The 17394-nt window shown below is 48.1% G+C and carries 15 protein-coding genes; 8 read left to right on the forward strand and 7 right to left on the reverse strand.

Annotation, left to right across the window (positions count from 1 at the left end; genetic code table 11):
* The first annotated feature begins 9 nt into the window (after positions 1–9).
* Together MKA69_RS11355 and MKA69_RS11360 are read left to right on the forward strand one after the other, a co-directional pair.
* Entirely contained in the window at positions 10–771 is a 762-nt protein-coding gene (locus MKA69_RS11355) for a DeoR/GlpR family DNA-binding transcription regulator (protein WP_305848074.1), read from the forward strand.
* 30 nt (positions 772–801) lie between these two features.
* Positions 802–1512, forward strand: a complete 711-nt coding sequence (locus MKA69_RS11360; protein ID WP_001139216.1) for a glycerophosphoryl diester phosphodiesterase — start codon at positions 802–804, stop codon at positions 1510–1512.
* 93 nt (positions 1513–1605) lie between these two features.
* Here MKA69_RS11360 and MKA69_RS11365 read toward each other — a convergent pair whose 3' ends face one another.
* From MKA69_RS11365 to MKA69_RS11380, 4 genes are all read right to left on the reverse strand, one after another.
* Positions 1606–2076 (reverse strand): YhcH/YjgK/YiaL family protein, encoded by a 471-nt coding sequence (locus MKA69_RS11365; protein ID WP_055064240.1) that lies wholly within the window; start codon positions 2074–2076, stop codon positions 1606–1608.
* A 10-nt stretch (positions 2077–2086) separates the two neighbouring features.
* Positions 2087–2401: a RidA family protein gene (locus MKA69_RS11370; RefSeq protein ID WP_320204223.1), complete on the reverse strand. Its 315-nt coding sequence runs from the start codon at positions 2399–2401 to the stop codon at positions 2087–2089.
* A 182-nt stretch (positions 2402–2583) separates the two neighbouring features.
* Positions 2584–3591 (reverse strand): LacI family DNA-binding transcriptional regulator, encoded by a 1008-nt coding sequence (locus tag MKA69_RS11375; protein WP_055034575.1) that lies wholly within the window; start codon positions 3589–3591, stop codon positions 2584–2586.
* Between the two features lie 62 nt (positions 3592–3653).
* Complete coding sequence (locus tag MKA69_RS11380; protein WP_305848075.1) at positions 3654–5090, reverse strand: 6-phospho-beta-glucosidase; 1437 nt, start codon at positions 5088–5090, stop codon at positions 3654–3656.
* A 288-nt stretch (positions 5091–5378) separates the two neighbouring features.
* Here MKA69_RS11380 and katG point away from each other — a divergent pair, with 288 nt between their 5' ends.
* Positions 5379–7553 (forward strand): catalase/peroxidase HPI, encoded by a 2175-nt coding sequence (katG, locus tag MKA69_RS11385; protein ID WP_305848076.1) that lies wholly within the window; start codon positions 5379–5381, stop codon positions 7551–7553.
* Between the two features lie 104 nt (positions 7554–7657).
* Here katG and MKA69_RS11390 read toward each other — a convergent pair whose 3' ends face one another.
* On the reverse strand, positions 7658–8629 hold the full coding sequence (locus MKA69_RS11390; protein WP_055034118.1) for a carbohydrate porin: 972 nt from the start codon (positions 8627–8629) through the stop codon (positions 7658–7660).
* Positions 8630–9140: 511 nt separating this feature from the next.
* Here MKA69_RS11390 and MKA69_RS11395 point away from each other — a divergent pair.
* Genes MKA69_RS11395 through MKA69_RS11415 form a run of 5 tightly spaced genes read left to right on the forward strand, consistent with a single transcriptional unit; the run spans position 9141 to position 14724 of the window.
* Positions 9141–10274, forward strand: coding sequence for an efflux RND transporter periplasmic adaptor subunit (locus MKA69_RS11395; protein WP_305848077.1), 1134 nt, complete (start codon positions 9141–9143; stop codon positions 10272–10274).
* Entirely contained in the window at positions 10267–11526 is a 1260-nt protein-coding gene (locus MKA69_RS11400; RefSeq protein WP_305848078.1) for a TolC family protein, read from the forward strand. Before MKA69_RS11395 ends, MKA69_RS11400 begins: the two co-directional genes overlap by 8 nt.
* A complete protein-coding gene (locus MKA69_RS11405) occupies positions 11526–12740 on the forward strand; it encodes an ABC transporter permease (RefSeq protein ID WP_305848079.1) in 1215 nt (404 codons plus the stop codon). The genes MKA69_RS11400 and MKA69_RS11405 overlap by 1 nt, the downstream gene beginning before the upstream one ends.
* Positions 12741–12745: 5 nt before the next feature.
* Entirely contained in the window at positions 12746–14023 is a 1278-nt protein-coding gene (locus tag MKA69_RS11410; protein WP_305848080.1) for an ABC transporter permease, read from the forward strand.
* The gene (locus MKA69_RS11415) at positions 14023–14724 is read left to right on the forward strand and encodes an ABC transporter ATP-binding protein (protein ID WP_055034580.1); all 702 of its coding nucleotides are present in this window, start codon (positions 14023–14025) and stop codon (positions 14722–14724) included. The genes MKA69_RS11410 and MKA69_RS11415 overlap by 1 nt, the downstream gene beginning before the upstream one ends.
* A gap of 75 nt (positions 14725–14799) precedes the next feature.
* Here the strand turns inward: MKA69_RS11415 and MKA69_RS11420 are convergent, their stop codons facing one another.
* Both MKA69_RS11420 and MKA69_RS11425 read right to left on the reverse strand, forming a co-directional pair.
* Entirely contained in the window at positions 14800–15792 is a 993-nt protein-coding gene (locus MKA69_RS11420) for a cytochrome d ubiquinol oxidase subunit II (protein ID WP_305848081.1), read from the reverse strand.
* Positions 15789–17126 carry a cytochrome ubiquinol oxidase subunit I gene (locus MKA69_RS11425; RefSeq protein WP_055031326.1) on the reverse strand — a complete coding sequence of 446 codons (1338 nt, stop codon included), beginning with the start codon at positions 17124–17126 and terminating at the stop codon, positions 15789–15791. Before MKA69_RS11425 ends, MKA69_RS11420 begins: the two co-directional genes overlap by 4 nt.
* Between the last annotated feature and the right edge of the window lie 268 nt (positions 17127–17394).

The raw sequence follows: 17394 nt of genomic DNA on the forward strand, positions 1-17394 counted from the left end.
AGGAAACCTGTGACTTTATTATCCACCCGCCAAAAGCAAATCTTGGAATATTTGCAACAGACCCACGGGGTGCTTTCTAGCGCCCTACTTTCCGAGCGCTTTGAGGTGTCGGTACAAACCATTCGCAAAGACATGAATGATCTGAGCGATAAGGGCATGGTGCGACGCGTGCATGGCGGCATTTCACTGCCCAGTCCAAATGACAATTTATCGTTCAGTAATCGCGATCTGATTAACCTTACCGCCAAGCAGCGCATTGCGCAGAGAGTGGCGCAAGAATTACCAGAAGGATGCAGTATCTTTCTGGGTATCGGTACGACCCCGAAACAGGTGGCGCAAGCACTGCTCGATCATCCCGGTTTGACGGTGGTGACCAACAACCTCAATGCCGCACTAACCTTAAGCCGCAACCCCAATATCAATTTGCACCTCGCCGGCGGGCTAGTTCGCCATTCCGATGAAGATACCGTCGGCGAAGCCACAACCCGCTTTTACCGCAGCTTTAACATCAAGGTCGGGATTTTTGGTGTGGGCGGGCTCAATTCTCGTGGTCAATTGCTTGATTTTACGCCAGAAGAAGCCAATTTAACCCGCGCGATCATAGAACATAGCGAACAGTGTTGGTTAGTTGCAGACAAAAGTAAATTAGAGCGTTATGCTCCCGTGGTCAGTGGTGAACTGTCTGAAATGCATAGGCTCTTTGTCGATCAGCACACGTCTACTTTTCAGCAGTTGTCTCTTTTGCACCACGTCGAACTTATTGAATCGTGATTTGAGTGTGGTTCTCACTAAGGAAGCATGATGCCTTCAATCATCGTCGGCCACCGTGGGGTGGCTGGAACGTATCCAGAAAATACCCGTGTCAGTGTACAAGCGGCTATCAACCTTGGTTTATCTTGGGTTGAAGTAGACGTACAACCGACCAAAGACAATGTGTTGGTTGTGTGTCACGACCATACGATTGACCGTTGCAGTAATGGCAAAGGTCGCATTGATGAGTACACACTCGCCGAACTGAAACAGCTTGATTTCGGTGCTTGGTTTGATCCCCGCTTCGCGGGTGAACCGATCATGACACTGGAAGAGTTGCTTGAGCTTGCGGCAGAGCACGATTTAGGGCTGAATATCGAAGTTAAAGTCGACAAGCACGATGTAGCCAGTGTCGTACAGAACTTAAAAGAACAGCTAGATCAAAGCCCACTGGTGGCCGACAAAATCTTACTGTCGAGCTTTAGCCACGACATTATTTTGCAACTGCACCAACACTGCCCAGGCTACAAATTGGGGATTTTGAGTGAACGTTTAACTCAACGTGATCGCCAAGTGCTCAAAGAAGTGAATGCGTTTAGCTGCAACCTCAACTACCGCTGGATCACGGAAAAACACATCCGTGATTTAAAAAATGGGGGTTATCAGATTTGGTGTTACACCCTCAATCAAGTGGATAAATTCCGTTATCTCGACAAAGTCGATGCGATTTTCTCCGATTTCCCAGAACGTTTTATCAAGTGATATTGACCACACCACTGGTTGTAAAGTGATTAAAAAGCAAAACGCCCATTTTAAATGGGCGTTTTTTATCAATGCCTTTTGTCTCAACACTATCTATTCAAATAGTGCTTTATCGACCTTGATCACCACTTTACGTACCGGCTCACCTTCGCCTTCTACGGCAATCAGTGGACGATGCGGTTGACCGGGGTAAAACACAATGAAATCCCCCGCCACCAGATCGACAAACCGTTCTTCGGCTAACTGCGCACTGAACGCCAAATCGCGCGTGGCCAGCAAGTCTTCATCCAATCCCTTAAACGGCGCTAGGCTATAACCAAAACGCTCACGCCCTTGCAGTAAAATTTGCACATCCAAATAACGCGCATGACACTCGCTACGGCGCAAAGCTAATGGTTGAGTGTGATCATCCATCACCAGGAAAAACGCAGAATCACCTTGCAATTCGTGCTTACCCGTCGGTAGCGATGTTGCTACACGCTGTAATACTTCATCAATTAGATGTTGCAATTTAGGTGACAGTGCAGCGCAAAACTGGCGCTGCGCCATATTGCCAATAAACATCAAAAATTCCTTATTGGTACTGCTCGCCTGCGGCGGCGACAAAAGCCATTTCCACACGGTAATCTGGGTCAGCCAGTTCCGCTTTCACGCAAGCGCGGCTTGGTGCGCAACCTTCAGGGAACCACGCATCCCAAATTTGGTTAAGCACTGGGAGATCGGCAAAGTTGGTGACATAAATCGTCACCGATAAAATACGCGAACGATCGCTGCCAATTTTTACCAATTGGCGCTCAGCTTGCGCTAGAACTTGCTCAACTTGGCCTTGCATGTCAGCTGACGTGTCACTATCGGCGACTTCAACAAAATGGGCAATGCCATTAAACACGGTGATGTCAGACCAACGAGTGCCTGGGTTAATACGATGTATCGTCATGGTGTTCTCTTTTTCTGTTATTCGGTAAGAGCATTCCGCCTCTTACCCCTTCCATATCGAGGTGCAGGATAACCAAGATGAAAAACAAAATCGCCCTCTGCTCCCGCAGTTTTCATTATCCCCTGCGGTTTTATTTATAGATTGAGCGATAACGTTGATTCGCGGGCGATTAAACATCCCTGATAAAGGCGATGCTGTGCATCTTGTGGTTTTTTATTGGCAATCTCAATGGCCAAACTGATTGCTTGCTGAGTTAACTCGCCGATCGGCAGACTCACGCTAGATAAACTCGGGATAGCAAAAGCGGCCGCGGGTTCATTATCAATCCCGATTAAGGAAACTTGCTTGGGTACATGAATGCCATGTTCATGCATGGCACGCATTGCGCCGAGCGCCATATCATCGTTACAGGCAAAAACCGCCGTCATGGAAATGCGTTGTTGCAGCAGTTGTTGCATTGCCTGATAACCGCCAAGCAGTGTGTTATCCCCCTCCACGGTCCACGCGAGATCGGGTTCAATACCTTGCTCATGTAAAGCCTGTTGATAGACCTGATAGCGAATTTTGCCTGTCTCGCTCACCAGTGGTGAGGTAATACACGCGATGTCACGATGCCCTAAATTCAATAAATGCTGCATCGCTAACTGAGCAATTTGCGTTTGGTCGAGGCCAAAACTGTGTAATTGCGGATGATGTAAACGGCGATTGAGGATCACCAACGGTGGCGAATATTGCTGTTGTAATTCAAGCAATTGCACTTCACTCAAATGACGACTGTACAGCAAAATGGCATCACAACGCTGCGCCGCCAATGTAGCAACGGCTTCTTTCTCACCTTGCTCACTGTTTTTGCTGTTCACAACCAACAGTTTTTTTCCAGCTTGCTGCGCGCCTTGTTCGGCTTCAAACAAGATGGAACCAAAATAGCTGCTCTCAAAATGCGGCAGCACCAAGCCAATTGAGTTTGTGGTATTGGTGGCGAGCGCCTGCGCCAAACTGTTGGGCTGATAACCGAGCTGCTGCATGGCGGCAAGTACGACTTCACGCGTTTGTGCTTTGACTTGGCCCGTTTCATTCAGTACCCGAGATACTGTGGCTTTGGAGACACCTGCCAATTTGCACACATCATTTATGGTTGCCATCAACAATCCTTCAAACTGAATCCGCAAAAATTAAGCGGCGACCCAAAGGCCGCCGACACGATTTAAAGCTTTTCACCGTTACTGGCGATCACTTGTTGATACCAGTAAAAACTTTTTTTCTTAGAACGCGCCATGGTGCCACTGCCATCATCGTGTTTATCCACATAGATAAAGCCGTAGCGTTTTTTGTACTCGCCGGTGGTGAAAGAGACACAGTCGATACAACCCCAAGGAGTGTAACCCATCACTTCAACACCATCGTAGTTGATCGCTTGTTTGACCGCAGCAATATGCTCAGAGAGGTAGCGAATTCGGTAATCATCGTTGATTGAACCATCCGCTTCCACGGTGTCCAGCGCGCCGAGGCCATTTTCTACCACAAAAATCGGCTTTTGGTAACGCTCATACAGCTCAGAAAGCGCATAACGTAAACCTTGTGGATCAATCTGCCATCCCCAATCAGACGCAGGAAGATACGGGTTTAAGCGGCTGGTTTCAAACAAAGAGGTGGTTTCGCCCTCTTGTTCTGGCGCTGCAGAGACAATGTTGGTCATGTAGTAGCTGATGGCGAGATAATCCGCGCACCCTTGGCGTAGGATCTGCTCATCACCATCTTGCATCACGACTTCAATACCCTTGCGTTGCCACTCTTTACGCAGATAACTGGGGTAATAGCCACGAACCTGTACATCACTGAACAGATATTTCTCACGCATCAACTCTTGTGCCAACAACACATCTTCCGGACGTGAGGTGGCAGGATACAGCGGCATCATATGGATCATGCTGCCAATTTTAAAATCCGGATTGATTTCGTGCCCCAGTTTCACCACTAATGCGCTGGCAATAAATTGGTGATGTAGCACTTGGTACATGGCTTGTTCTGGGTGGTCTTGCTCAGCGTAAAGCATACCTGAGTTGCAATAACCAAAGATCGGCAGCTTCCAGTTGCGTTGGTTATTGATTTCATTAAAGGTGATCCAATATTTCACCTTATGCTGGTAACGGGTCATCACCACTTGCGCAAATTTGGTGAAGTGATCAATCAAGTCGCGCTTGAGCCAACTGCCATACTGCTTTACCAGATGCAACGGCATTTCAAAATGTGACAACGTAATGACGGGTTCAATATTGTGCTTTAAAAGCTCATCAAACAAATCATCATAAAACTGTAAGCCTGCCTCATTGGGCTGCGCTTCATCGCCATTCGGGAAAATCCGTGTCCAAGCGATTGAAGTACGAAAACATTTGAAGCCCATTTCAGCAAACAGCGCGATATCTTCTTTGTAGTGGTGATAGAAATCGACCGCTTGATGGTTTGGGTAAAATTCGCCTTCCATAACCCCATCGGTAATACGGCGTGGTACTTCATGCGCACCGCGAGTCAACACATCAACAATGCTCACGCCTTTACCACCTTGATCCCAACCGCCTTCCACTTGATGCGCCGCTACTGCACCACCCCACAAAAAATCGTTAGGAAAAATAGACTTACTCATTGATGACCTCTCTCACAAAATTGGCAATTCATTTTTAGCCAGTTCAAACTTCTGACACTATAACTTAAACATTTTTACAATGTAACCGGTTTCTGAAACCGGTTACAATATGAAATATCCGCAATATGACCATGGTCAATGTTACCTATCACAAGTATCGGCAATTCTAATTGGTCTCGACAGAATTCTCTGACTAGACTCTAAACGTCAACACAGTATCTCAACTCATTCGAATACAAGCTGATTTCACTTTTCGAGTGATCATACAATTAGGCAAGGAGCAATATAATGGATAACCATAAAACAGGTTCTAGTGGCCAATGTCCTGTGATGCACGGTGGTGCAACTTCGGCAGGCATCTCTAATATGGATTGGTGGCCGAAAGCGCTAAACCTCGACATCCTTCATCAGCATGACAGCAAAACCAATCCACTTGGTGCTGATTTTAATTATCGCGAAGAGCTGAAAAAGCTTGATGTTGAAGCGCTAAAGCGCGATCTGAAAGCGTTAATGACCAACAGCCAAGAGTGGTGGCCAGCCGACTGGGGACATTACGGCGGTTTGATGATTCGTATGGCATGGCACTCTGCGGGTACCTACCGTATTGCCGATGGTCGTGGCGGCGGCGGTACCGGTAACCAACGTTTTGCCCCACTGAACTCATGGCCCGATAACGCCAACTTAGATAAAGCACGCCGTTTGCTGTGGCCTATCAAACAAAAGTACGGTAACAAAATCAGCTGGGCGGATTTGATCATCCTCGCGGGGAACATGGCTTATGAATCGATGGGCCTCAAAACCTTTGGTTTTGCCTTTGGCCGCGAAGACATCTGGCATCCAGAAAAAGACACTTACTGGGGTTCTGAAAAAGAGTGGCTTGCCAAATCTGGCGGTGAAAATAGCCGCTACTCCGGCCAGCGCGATCTTGAAAATCCACTCGCAGCTGTAATGATGGGGCTAATTTACGTCAACCCAGAAGGTGTGGATGGAAACCCAGATCCACTCAAAACCGCGCACGACATGCGTGTCACCTTCGCTCGCATGGCGATGAATGATGAAGAGACAGTAGCACTAACAGCGGGCGGTCATACGGTGGGTAAAGCGCACGGTAATGGTAACGCTGCCAACCTTGGCCCTGATCCTGAAGGCGCTGAACTGCACGAACAAGGCTTGGGTTGGAATAATCATACCAGCCGTGGTGTTGGTCGAAACACCGTCACCAGTGGTATTGAAGGTGCGTGGACCACTCACCCGACCAAATGGGATAACGGTTTCTTCTACCTACTGTTCACTTATGAATGGCAGCTCACTAAGAGCCCTGCGGGCGCATGGCAATGGGAACCTGTCAACATCAAAGAGGAAGACAAACCGGTTGATGTGGAAGACCCAAGTATTCGCTACAACCCAATGATGACCGATGCCGATATGGCTCTGAAAGTGGATCCTGAATATCGCAAGATTTCAGAGCGCTTCTACAAAGATCCCGCTTACTTCTCAGAAGTGTTTGCGCGAGCTTGGTTTAAGCTGACTCACCGCGATATGGGACCGAAAGCGCGCTACTTTGGCCCAGATGTTCCGGCAGAAGAGCTGATCTGGCAAGACCCTGTTCCAGCAGGTCGTAAAGATTATGATGTGAATGCGGTCAAAGCAAAAATTGCGGCGAGCGGCCTAAGCATCAGTGAAATGGTCAGCACCGCTTGGGATAGTGCTCGCACTTACCGTGGTTCTGATAAACGTGGTGGCGCCAACGGGGCGCGTATTCGCCTCGCTCCACAAAAAGATTGGGAAGGCAACGAACCTATGCGCCTTGGCAAAGTGCTGGCGGTATTAGAGAAAATTGCTGCTGAATTCGGCATCAGCATTGCTGATACGATTGTTCTGGCAGGTAACGTAGGTGTTGAACAAGCGGCCAAAGCGGCGGGCGTGAATGTGACCGTGCCTTTTGCACCGGGACGTGGCGATGCCACACAGGAACAAACCGATATTGAGTCGTTTGACGTGCTTGAACCTCTCGCCGACGGTTTCCGTAACTGGCAGAAAAAGCATTATGTGGTTACACCGGAAGAAATGTTGCTCGACAAAGCGCAACTGCTGCGCCTCACCGCTCCAGAAATGACGGTGTTAATTGGCGGACTGCGTGTGATCGGCACTAACTACGGTGGCAGCCAACACGGTGTGTTTACTGACCGCGTAGGTGCGTTGACCAACGATTTCTTCGTTAACCTGACCGACATGAACTACACCTGGAAACCTACGGGTCGCAACTCTTACGAGATTGTTGAACGTAAGAGCGGCAAAGTGAAGTGGACAGCCACTCGTGTTGATCTGGTGTTTGGTTCTAACTCCATCCTACGTGCTTATGCCGAAGTGTACGCACAGGACGACAACAAGGAAAAATTCGTGAAAGACTTTGTTGCCGCATGGACGAAAGTAATGAACGCCGATCGATTTGATCTGATCTAATCCATCTTTCCCCCCTTTCAAGGCTGCCGAGTGGCAGCCTTTTTTTAATACAAAAAAAGCCCGCAAAAATATGCGGGCCAAATAAAAGGCATGGATAAAGCTAATTAAAAGAAGTACTTAATACGTAGACGGAGACCAAGATCTTTGTCTTCTGTATCGCTCACTTTTGAGTAGTAAGTACCTAGGTAAAGATTAAGCGCATCCACATCCCATACATTAGCAATCTCATAAGAAGCATAGGTTGTGTTTTGCTTTTCTTTCGCACTACCTAGCTCGTTTTGTGAATAGATGTGCCCCAAACCAAAACCGTTGAACAGCAAGTTAGCGCCAATCGTGCTGTCTTCTTTCGTCTCAGCAGTATCAAAATCACGGAATGCGTAGTTGAGGTTTAGGCTTAACGCATCGGCAGAATAGTTGGCAGTTACGCCGTAGCCGATAAAGTCATTAGCCGCATCTTTTTTGTCTGCAGTTACGTTAGCTTCTACACCACCCGCGATACGGAAGGATTCAGTGGCTTGGAAAGCAATAACTGGGCGCAAGAATACTGCGTTTTGATCTGCCGCTGACTCATTTTTAAATAGTGAAGACGCTTCGAGGTAAACATTACCAAGCTGTTTAGAGAAAGCCAGTTGGCCATTATCGCCGCGGCCACGCGCTGCATTGGCACGGTAAGGTTCAGTACCCGCATAAGCTAACATAGTATCTTGGCCGACTGGAAACAGGTCAAACGCTTCAAAGCGCCCAACCTTGAGTTGCCAATCTGCTTTTTTACCCATCGCGAACCAAGCATCATCTAGGTCTACATCGCCATTCGTTTTCAGTAGAGGTTGAGCTTGCATACCAATATAACGATCCCCCGATACGTTATGTTCAGCAGCAAACTGCACTAATACACGTCCACCCTGTTTAAACTCTTGCTTGTCAGTCTTGTTTTTGTCGGTGAAGTCGATATCAAACTCAACATCACCACTCACACTGAACTTACCCAGTTCATTTTCTGTCGTGATGCCAGCTTGTGCATTAAGTGCTGCAGAAACCAAAAGAGAAGCAAGCGCTAATTTGTAGGTATTTTTCATTATTGTCTCCGTTGACATTTTGTCATTGATTTTTATAGGTATTCCATTGATTTTTTGAACAATCTTTTATGATGCTCAAACAAACACGTTATGGTGACCACTGCACTCATCCATAAGACTCACCACAAGCGATGCGCATAATACATTCACTTTTTTTATGTTTTAAGTGATGAAGATCTCAAGTGGGAACGTTCCATAGCGATAACATTCATAGATAATGAAGAAAATCACGATTATGAAAATATTTTGAAAGGTAAAATAAATATTGGCATGAATATTAAGTTAATTATCACGGTGAATTAATCATCAATCACAACATAATCATGATAAATAAGTGTAAATACTCTAAATTTCGCGAGCGCTTTGTTCGATTTTTGCTAAAGCGTATCTGCGAATTTGATGATGGAAGAATGAAGGTGTTAAGTAAAAAACAACGTTTTTTTGAACTTTCCATATCATTCCAAGTCTGATTTCAGTCTGTAATTAATTGATAAAATAAATGAGTTTTCTTATGACAAAACGTTGGACACTTCTGGCAACCTTGATTGGTGTTGGGCTTGCTGGGGGGTATTACACTTTGGCTTATTCTCCTGAAACGTCATCACCGTTGCCAACGCTCAGTGTCAGCCGTGGCACAATCGAAAAGCAAGCTGTCGCCGTAGGTCAGATCGTGCCTTCGCATGCGGTCGCGATAAAATCACAAATTAACGGCATTGTCGGAGAAATTTACGTGCACGAAGGTCAGCACGTTGAACAAGGACAACCGCTGATCAAAGTACGCCCCAACCCAACGCCACAAGCGTTAACCGATGCCTCTACCGAACTCATGCAAAGTGAGGCCAATTTAGAATCAGATTTACAACGCTTAGACAACCTTGAGCGTTTAGTCAAACAGCAGATTATTCCTGCCAACTATGATGATTACGTTCGTGCGAAAGCCGATGTCAAAGCTAAGAAAGCCGAAGTGCAGCAAAAACGCCAGAATTTGGAATTAATTCGCAGCGGTGAAGCATCGATTGGGCAAGCAAAACTTTCCTCTACCCTTTACGCCCCCATCAGTGGCACGATTTTAAATATCAAAGTCGAAGTCGGAGAGCCCATCATCTCCACTGAATCAAGCCAAGCCGCAACGGAAATGATGCAACTAGCGGATATGAAAAATATCGTGTTCAAAGGTAGCGTCAGTGAGCATGATGCCGCTCAGCTCAATGTTGGCATGCCCGCCACCATCAAGGTTGCGCCTTATCCTGAACAATCGATTCAAGGTCAGGTCCGTAAAGTCGCCATCCAATCTGAACGCTTAAATAATCCAGAAAACAAAGAGAACAAAAGTTTTGATAACGGTTTTGAGGTTGAAATAGCTCAACTGCAGATCCCCGAGAGCATCACGTTACGTTCTGGTTTTTCTGCCAACGCTCAAATTACCTTGCAGCAGGCTGATAATGTACTCACCTTACCGGAGCGGGCGCTCAAGTTTGAAGCGGATTCGCCCATGGTGTTGATTGCCGATAACTCAGCACAAGGCTACACCGCTCATCCGGTCAAGCTAGGTTTGTCTGACGGAGTACAGGTTGAAATTTTAGAGGGGGTTACCGAACAAGAAAGTGTTGTGGATAACAGCATGCTGGGAGGCCTGCATGAATAAACGCTTTCTCACCGCTTGGTTATTGGGCAGTTTTTTTGTTCCACATGCGGTATGGGCATTGTCTATCGAACAAGCCTGGCAGCAAGCCAAACAACAATCACCCGATGCGCGAATTGCTGAACTCTCCGTGCAGCTTAGTGTGCAAGATCAGCATTTAGCGAAAAGTGAACTCTTGCCCTCGCTGTCCGGTACTGCAGGGGTAAACTGGTCAGAGAATAACAACGGTTCCAACAACTATGGCGCAACACTTGAACAAACCTTGTGGGACAGCCGAAAATGGAGCGCGTTAGATAAAGCAGACGCGAGCTGGGTTTTAGCCCAGCTTGAACGCAACCAAGCCTATAACCAACTCGCCCATCAACTTCTCACCGCTTACTTTGAGTTGGCCGAAGCCCAAGGTAATTTGACGCTTGCCCAACAGAAACAAGCCGACGGTAAACAGCTCTTGGCCATTGCTGAGCAACGTTATCTCGCGGGAAAAATCAAATCTGTCGAGCTGGAAGAGCTGCGCGTTAATCAGCTTGATGAAGAATCCACCATTTTAAATGCTCAAGCGCAACTGGAAACCAAGCGTAGCCTGCTTGCGATTTTGATTAATGCTTCGGCGCCACAAGTGAGTGAAGTCAACACACACACCCAAACGCCAACGTGGACATTTGATCAAGAGCTCGATCATTGGCTAACCGCCGCCAAAGATCACAGCCCCGACCTCCTGATTGCTATGCAAAAAGTAGCAATCAGCCAAATTGCCAAGCAGCAGAGCGAAAGCGGCTACTACCCTACGTTACGAGCTTCTGCCGGCTATCAAGATGGCGATCAACAAACGGGCGAATTTAATGCCGGCGTAACACTCTCAATCCCCCTTGACTTAAATGGGGCAACACGCAGCGATAACGAAAAATCTCACCTCAACTGGCTGATGGCACAACAGCAACAACGCAAAGTGGAAATCGAACTGGATCAAAATCTGCGTCAGCAGGTGCAACAAATCGAGATCGAGTGGCAACAAATTGCAATGGCCGATCAGCAAGTGACACACCGAGAACAAGTGTTACGCAGCAAACAGAAACTGTTTGATGCCGGTTTAGCCGAGGCTTCTGATTTAATTGATGCGCATAATAGCCTGTTTCGTGCCAAGCATAATCTGGCCAGTCGCTGGTATGCCTACTGGCGTCAACGTATTGAGCTACTCAAATTAACAGGTCAGTTGAACGATAATGCCATCGCGCAGCTTTCAGGAGCGTTTCGCTAATGCGCATTTTGTTACAGCAATCATGGCAAACCCTGCTCGCCCATCGCCTTAAAAGTCTTTTGGCGATCACTGCCATCAGTTGGGGCGTGGTTTCTGTCATCCTGTTGATGGCACTGGGTGAAGGTTTTTATCGTGCTCAAACTGAATCGTTTCGTTTTCTGTTGCAAGAAACACAAATGGTGGCTTCAGGGCAAACCAGTGAGGTGTGGCAAGGGATGCCTGCACGCAGAACCATTCAACTGACCGAACCCCTGATGCGAGAAATGGCACAGCGCCCAGAAGTTCAACGTTATTCGATTGTATATGACCAGCGAGAGACCAAGATCACCCAGCTGCGAGGGACACCAATGGGCAGTATGGTCAGCGGTGTCGATAGCGGATATTTTGAACTGGCCGGTTTAAAACTGACTGTCGGGTCACGAGATTTCAGCCCCTACGACAATCACAATCACCGCCGAGTCGCGATTCTGGGTGACCAAATTGCGGCCAATAGTCAAATGAAGATCGGGGACTGGGTGAAGATTCGCGGCATTACATTCCGAGTGATCGGCATTATGGATGATGAAAGCAGCCGTTTTTCATTTGGTGACAGCAACAAGGTATTCATTCCTTCTGCAACGTTTAAAGATATTTGGGATCAGCAACCCAACATGATGTTGGTGCTACCAAGCGAAGGCGTGTCCGGCTGGGCTTTACGTGAGCAGCTCAGAATGATCTTTGCTAAACGGTTACATTTCTCCCCAACTGACCAAGAAGCCGTCTTCCTTCCTGACTTTGGTAGCGGAGTCGAGGTGATTACCGCGATTTTACGTGGTATCCAAGCCTTTCTAGCCGCCAGTGGCATGATGACGATGGCTGTCGGCATCTTAGGGGTCGCCAATATGATGTTTCTGGCAGTGACCGAACGCACCAGAGAGATCGGTGTGCGACTCGCGATTGGGGCAACACCACAAAAAATCCAACGGCAATTTCTGCTCGAAGGATTGTTACTGGTTATTTTTGGTACCGGTCTGGGTTTATTGTTTGCCTATCTCGGAGTGGCCTTACTGAAATACATTGGATTACCAACATGGCTTGGTGAACCAACAATCACGGTGACAACCTTAGCGTTATCACTCACTGTAACCGGTGTTTTAGCACTTGCGGCAGCCTATTTCCCAGCACAACGAGCCGCGCAACTAGAGCCAGTGGTCGCTCTCAGTAGTCGGAGCTAAGCCATATGTTACCGATAAGACAAATTATGCAAGAAATGGCGGCAGAAAAATTGCGCTTGGGCCTCACCATTTTAGCGGTGGCTTGGTCAACCCTGTGTATTGCGGGTTTACTGGCCGTCGGTGAAGGGCTTCGCAATGGAATTGTGCGCACCATTCAAAATGGCAATGGCAATCTTATTTATGTCAGTGGCGGCTTAGCGACTCAAACTTATGGGCGTTTTCATGAGGGACAAGCGATTTCTCTCACCGAGCAAGATAGTCAAGTCTTGGCCGCTCTGCCTATGGTCAAACGCGCGCTTCCTTCGGCCGAGTGGCAAGAGCTGATCACGTTTGCAGATAAGCGTTCATGGATGATGCCTTACTCGGTCAAAAGTGAGTATCAGGCGATGAATAAACTGCGCTTGTTACCCGGCGGGCGTTGGTTTAATCCATTGGATGAATCTCAACAAAGAAAAGTCGTCGTACTCGGTTATCAGCTCGCGGTACAGCTGTTTAACCAACAAGAGGGCGATTGGTTTCGTGGTGGAGAATTAGAACAAGATCCAATTGGGCAAATCGTTAAAATTGGTGTGCATCAATTTACCGTAATTGGCGTGTTGGCAAAAAACAGCGGCAATATTGAGCAAGGCTCACCCATTGATTACAGCGGCTTTACGCCTTTCAGCACTTGGCAGCGTTTTCACCCCAACCAAGCGATCAGCGGAATTAACCTTGAACCGACGGTGGGCAGTGACCGTCAAGCGTTGGCAGCCACGGTACAGCAAGTGTTAAAACGCAAATATGGTGCGAGTTTACAAGATGAACAAATTATCACGGTACAAGACCGTTTCTTGAATCAAAAAAGCATGCAGCAGTTTCTACTGCGCTTGCAAAGCTTCCTCGGCATTATTGGGTTTATTACTTTGGCCGTAGCGAGTTTAGGCATTACCAATGTGATGTTTGCTACCGTGAAACGAGCAACCCGCGATATTGGTGTACGCATGGCGGTGGGGGCAACGCCCAATACCATTCGCTGCCACTATTTGGCTCAATCACTGATCACGATGGGCATGGGAGGAATCGCAGGCTTAGGTGTCACATTGGCGATGACTCGTCTACTCGCCGCCATCCCTTTACAGGGTAACCCAATTTATGACCACTTAGGCCAACCAATTCCGGAACTGTCGCTCAGCGTCATTGCGATAGTGATTGTCACCCTTACCGTCATGGGCATTGTTGCCGCATGGTTGCCTGCTAACCATGCGGCGAAAGTGACACCGTTACAAGCATTACAGAGTGAATAATGAAGTCGTTATCTTCCGCTCCCTTGGTGGAGCTACAGCAAATTTGTAAACATTACACCAGTGGGCAAAACGTGGTTAAAGCGCTTGATGGCGTTGACTTAACCATTCGCCACGGTGAATTCTTGGCAATTCTCGGCCCATCGGGTTCGGGCAAATCAACCCTGATGAACGTACTGGGCTGCTTGGATAAACCCACCGCGGGACACTATCAACTGGACGGACATCCCGTCGATAGCTTAAGCACCCAGCAACTAGCTGCGATCCGCAATCAAAAAATTGGTTTTGTGTTCCAAAGCTTCAACCTATTGGAATACGCCAGCGCGCTGGATAACGTCGCCCTACCTTTGGTGTATGCGGGAGTGAAAGCTAAAGAACGTCGCCGACGCGCCACGGAACTCTTGACCCGAGTTGGCCTTGCGGATCGCTTAGATCACAAACCCAATCAGTTGTCAGGCGGGCAAAAGCAGCGCGTTGCGATTGCGCGAGCGCTGATCAATCAGCCGCAAATTCTGCTAGCCGACGAGCCAACTGGTGCGCTGGATTCAAAATCCGGAGCCGAAATTGAAGCACTGTTCAATGAATTGCACCGCGAAGGTCGTACCATTATCGTCGTCACTCATGATAACGAGCTGGCCAAACGCACTAAGCGAATTGTGACCATTAGAGATGGGCAAGTCGTCAGCGATGAGCCCACCACTTAATCACTCAATATTGAGGTCATAAAACAAACGGCGCATCAAGCGCCGTTTGTTTGGGTTCAAAAATCATAAAGGGGGTCACAGATAACTCAGATCGGTCGCTTTGCCTTTGAAAATCCGATACACAAAAAAGGTGTACAGCAAGATGGTCGGCATGACGATCACCACACCAATCCCCACCACCATCAAGGTATCAGGGGAAGACGCCGCCTGCTGCGCAGTCATGAGTCCGGGGACGATCTCAGGAAAGAAGCTGTACGCGAGCCCGAGAAAACTCAATCCAAAAATCAGCACCACACCAAAGAAAGGCCATTGCACACCCGCATCATTCACCGTCGGTACGCGTTTGAGATAGCGATCCACCACTAAAATCGTGGCAAAAACGATAATAGGGATCGGCGCAAGCAGGATCACCTCAGGAAAACTAAACCAACGTTCTGCGACTGCAGAATTCACCCATGGATTGACCAAACTCACCGACAGCACCCCTAACGCGGCCAGCCATCCCGCTTTACGCGACCAGCGGGCGGCACGCACTTGCAGCTCTCCTTCGGTTTTGAGCACCAACCAAGCACCACCAATATACACATAGGCGGCGGCCACACAGAGCGCACTCAGCGCCGCAAAAGCATAAGCTTCGGGCGCAGATTCAAACCCGACGACATAACGGCCAATCATATAGCCTTGAGTAAGCGCGGCCAGCAGAGAGCCGATTTTAAAGCACAGATCCCAATAATCTTTGTGGTCGGCTTTGGCTTTTGCCCGAAAATCAAACGCGACTCCACGCATGATAAGCGCAATCAGCATCAACGCAGTCGGCAGATAAAGCTCAGTAAATATCAAGCTATGTGCCGTAGGAAAGGCAATCAGCAAGATACCGACCGCCAACACTAACCAAGTTTCATTGGCATCCCAAAATGGGCCAATCGAGGCAATCATTCGATCGCGCTGCGCCACATCATTACGCGGCAGTAAAATGCCCACGCCCAAGTCATAACCGTCCAACACCGCGTACATAAATACGGTGAAACCCAACAACAACAAATAAATTTCTGGCAAATACTGCATCATAGCGCGGCCTTTGTAGAGCTTGGTGAAACCTGCGGTGCTTGTCCGGTTTTACGCGCAAGGTAAAACAGGGTGTGAACATAAGCGACCAACAACACAACATAAGTAATGAGATAAAGGGTCAGCGAGATCCCAACCGAGCGACTGGCCACAGTGGTCACGGCTTCAGCGGTACGCAATACGCCACTCACCAACCAAGGTTGGCGACCAATTTCCGTGACATACCAGCCCGCTATCGTGGCCACCCAACCCGAAAAGGTCATGCCGATTAAGGCGTACATATAGGGTTTGGGCAGCGGTTTATTACGCCATAAACGCCAAGCGCCAAACCAACTGACCAGCAGCATCAATACCCCTACTCCCACCATGACCCGAAACCCAAAGAACAGTGGTGCAACGGGGGGATGATCTGGCGCGAAGGCATCAAGTCCAACAATTTCCCCGTTCATATCGTGGGTTAAAATCAAGCTGGCCAGATGTGGAATACCAAGAGCAAAATCATTGCTGCGAGTCTGTTCATTTGGCAGAGCAAACAGCAGTAGCGGTGCGCCGCGCTCGGTCTGCCATACCCCCTCCATCGCCGCGATTTTCGCGGGTTGATGTTCTAAGGTGTTGAGGCCGTGTAAATCCCCCACCAAGATCTGCACGGGAATCGCTAACGCAGCCACACTCACAGCCACTTTTAAACCCATTTTGGCGGCTTGATGTTTGGCGTTACGCAACACTTGATAAGCACTGATCCCGGCAATCAAAAAACTTGCCGTCAATGCCGATGCCAGCAAAGTATGCGCTAAGCGATATGGCATCGAGGGGTTAAAAATCACCTCCTTCCAACTGGTGACATGTACCACGCCATCAATCACTTCATAACCGGCTGGAGTGTGCATCCAACTGTTGAGCACCAGAATCCAAAACGCGGATAAACTTGTGCCCACGGCCACGAGCACAGTCGATAAAGTGTGCAACCATTCCGGTACTCGCCCTCGGCCAAACAGCATCACGCCAAGAAATGTCGCCTCCATAAAGAAGGCGGTCATCACTTCATAGCCAAGTAAGGGACCAGCCACATTGCCCACCCGTTCCATAAAGCCCGGCCAGTTAGTGCCAAATTGAAAACTCATGGTAATGCCCGACACCACCCCAAGAGCAAAAGTCAGCGCAAACACTTTTACCCAGAAATAGTAGAGATCGAGCCACTGCTCGGTCTGCGTTCGAATATAACGCCATTTGAAAAACACCAGCATCCAGCCAAGGGCAATGGTGATAGTGGGGAACAATATGTGAAAACTGATATTGGCGGCGAACTGGATCCGCGACAACATGAGGGTATCTAACATCTCTTTTCCTCAAACAATGAAACAAACCAGTGATGGTGTCTTCAACACTTTCCATCGTTATTGACTGTTACGTCATGGATACTGGAATGGTTTAGTCAGCGCAGAGTCATTTCTCCGCACTGCCAAATTTGATTTGTATCAATTTTCAGAAAGCAAACCGAGGGAAAAGGTGTATCTAAAAGCGGAGAAATGATGACAAAACATTACGTGCTAAGGGTAAAAAATGAAGAGACGGATCTCGATCGCGCCACGCTTGAATCGCTGCTTG

It is taken from the genome of Vibrio sp. AH4 (assembly GCF_030710545.1).
Lineage (GTDB): Bacteria > Pseudomonadota > Gammaproteobacteria > Enterobacterales > Vibrionaceae > Vibrio > Vibrio metoecus.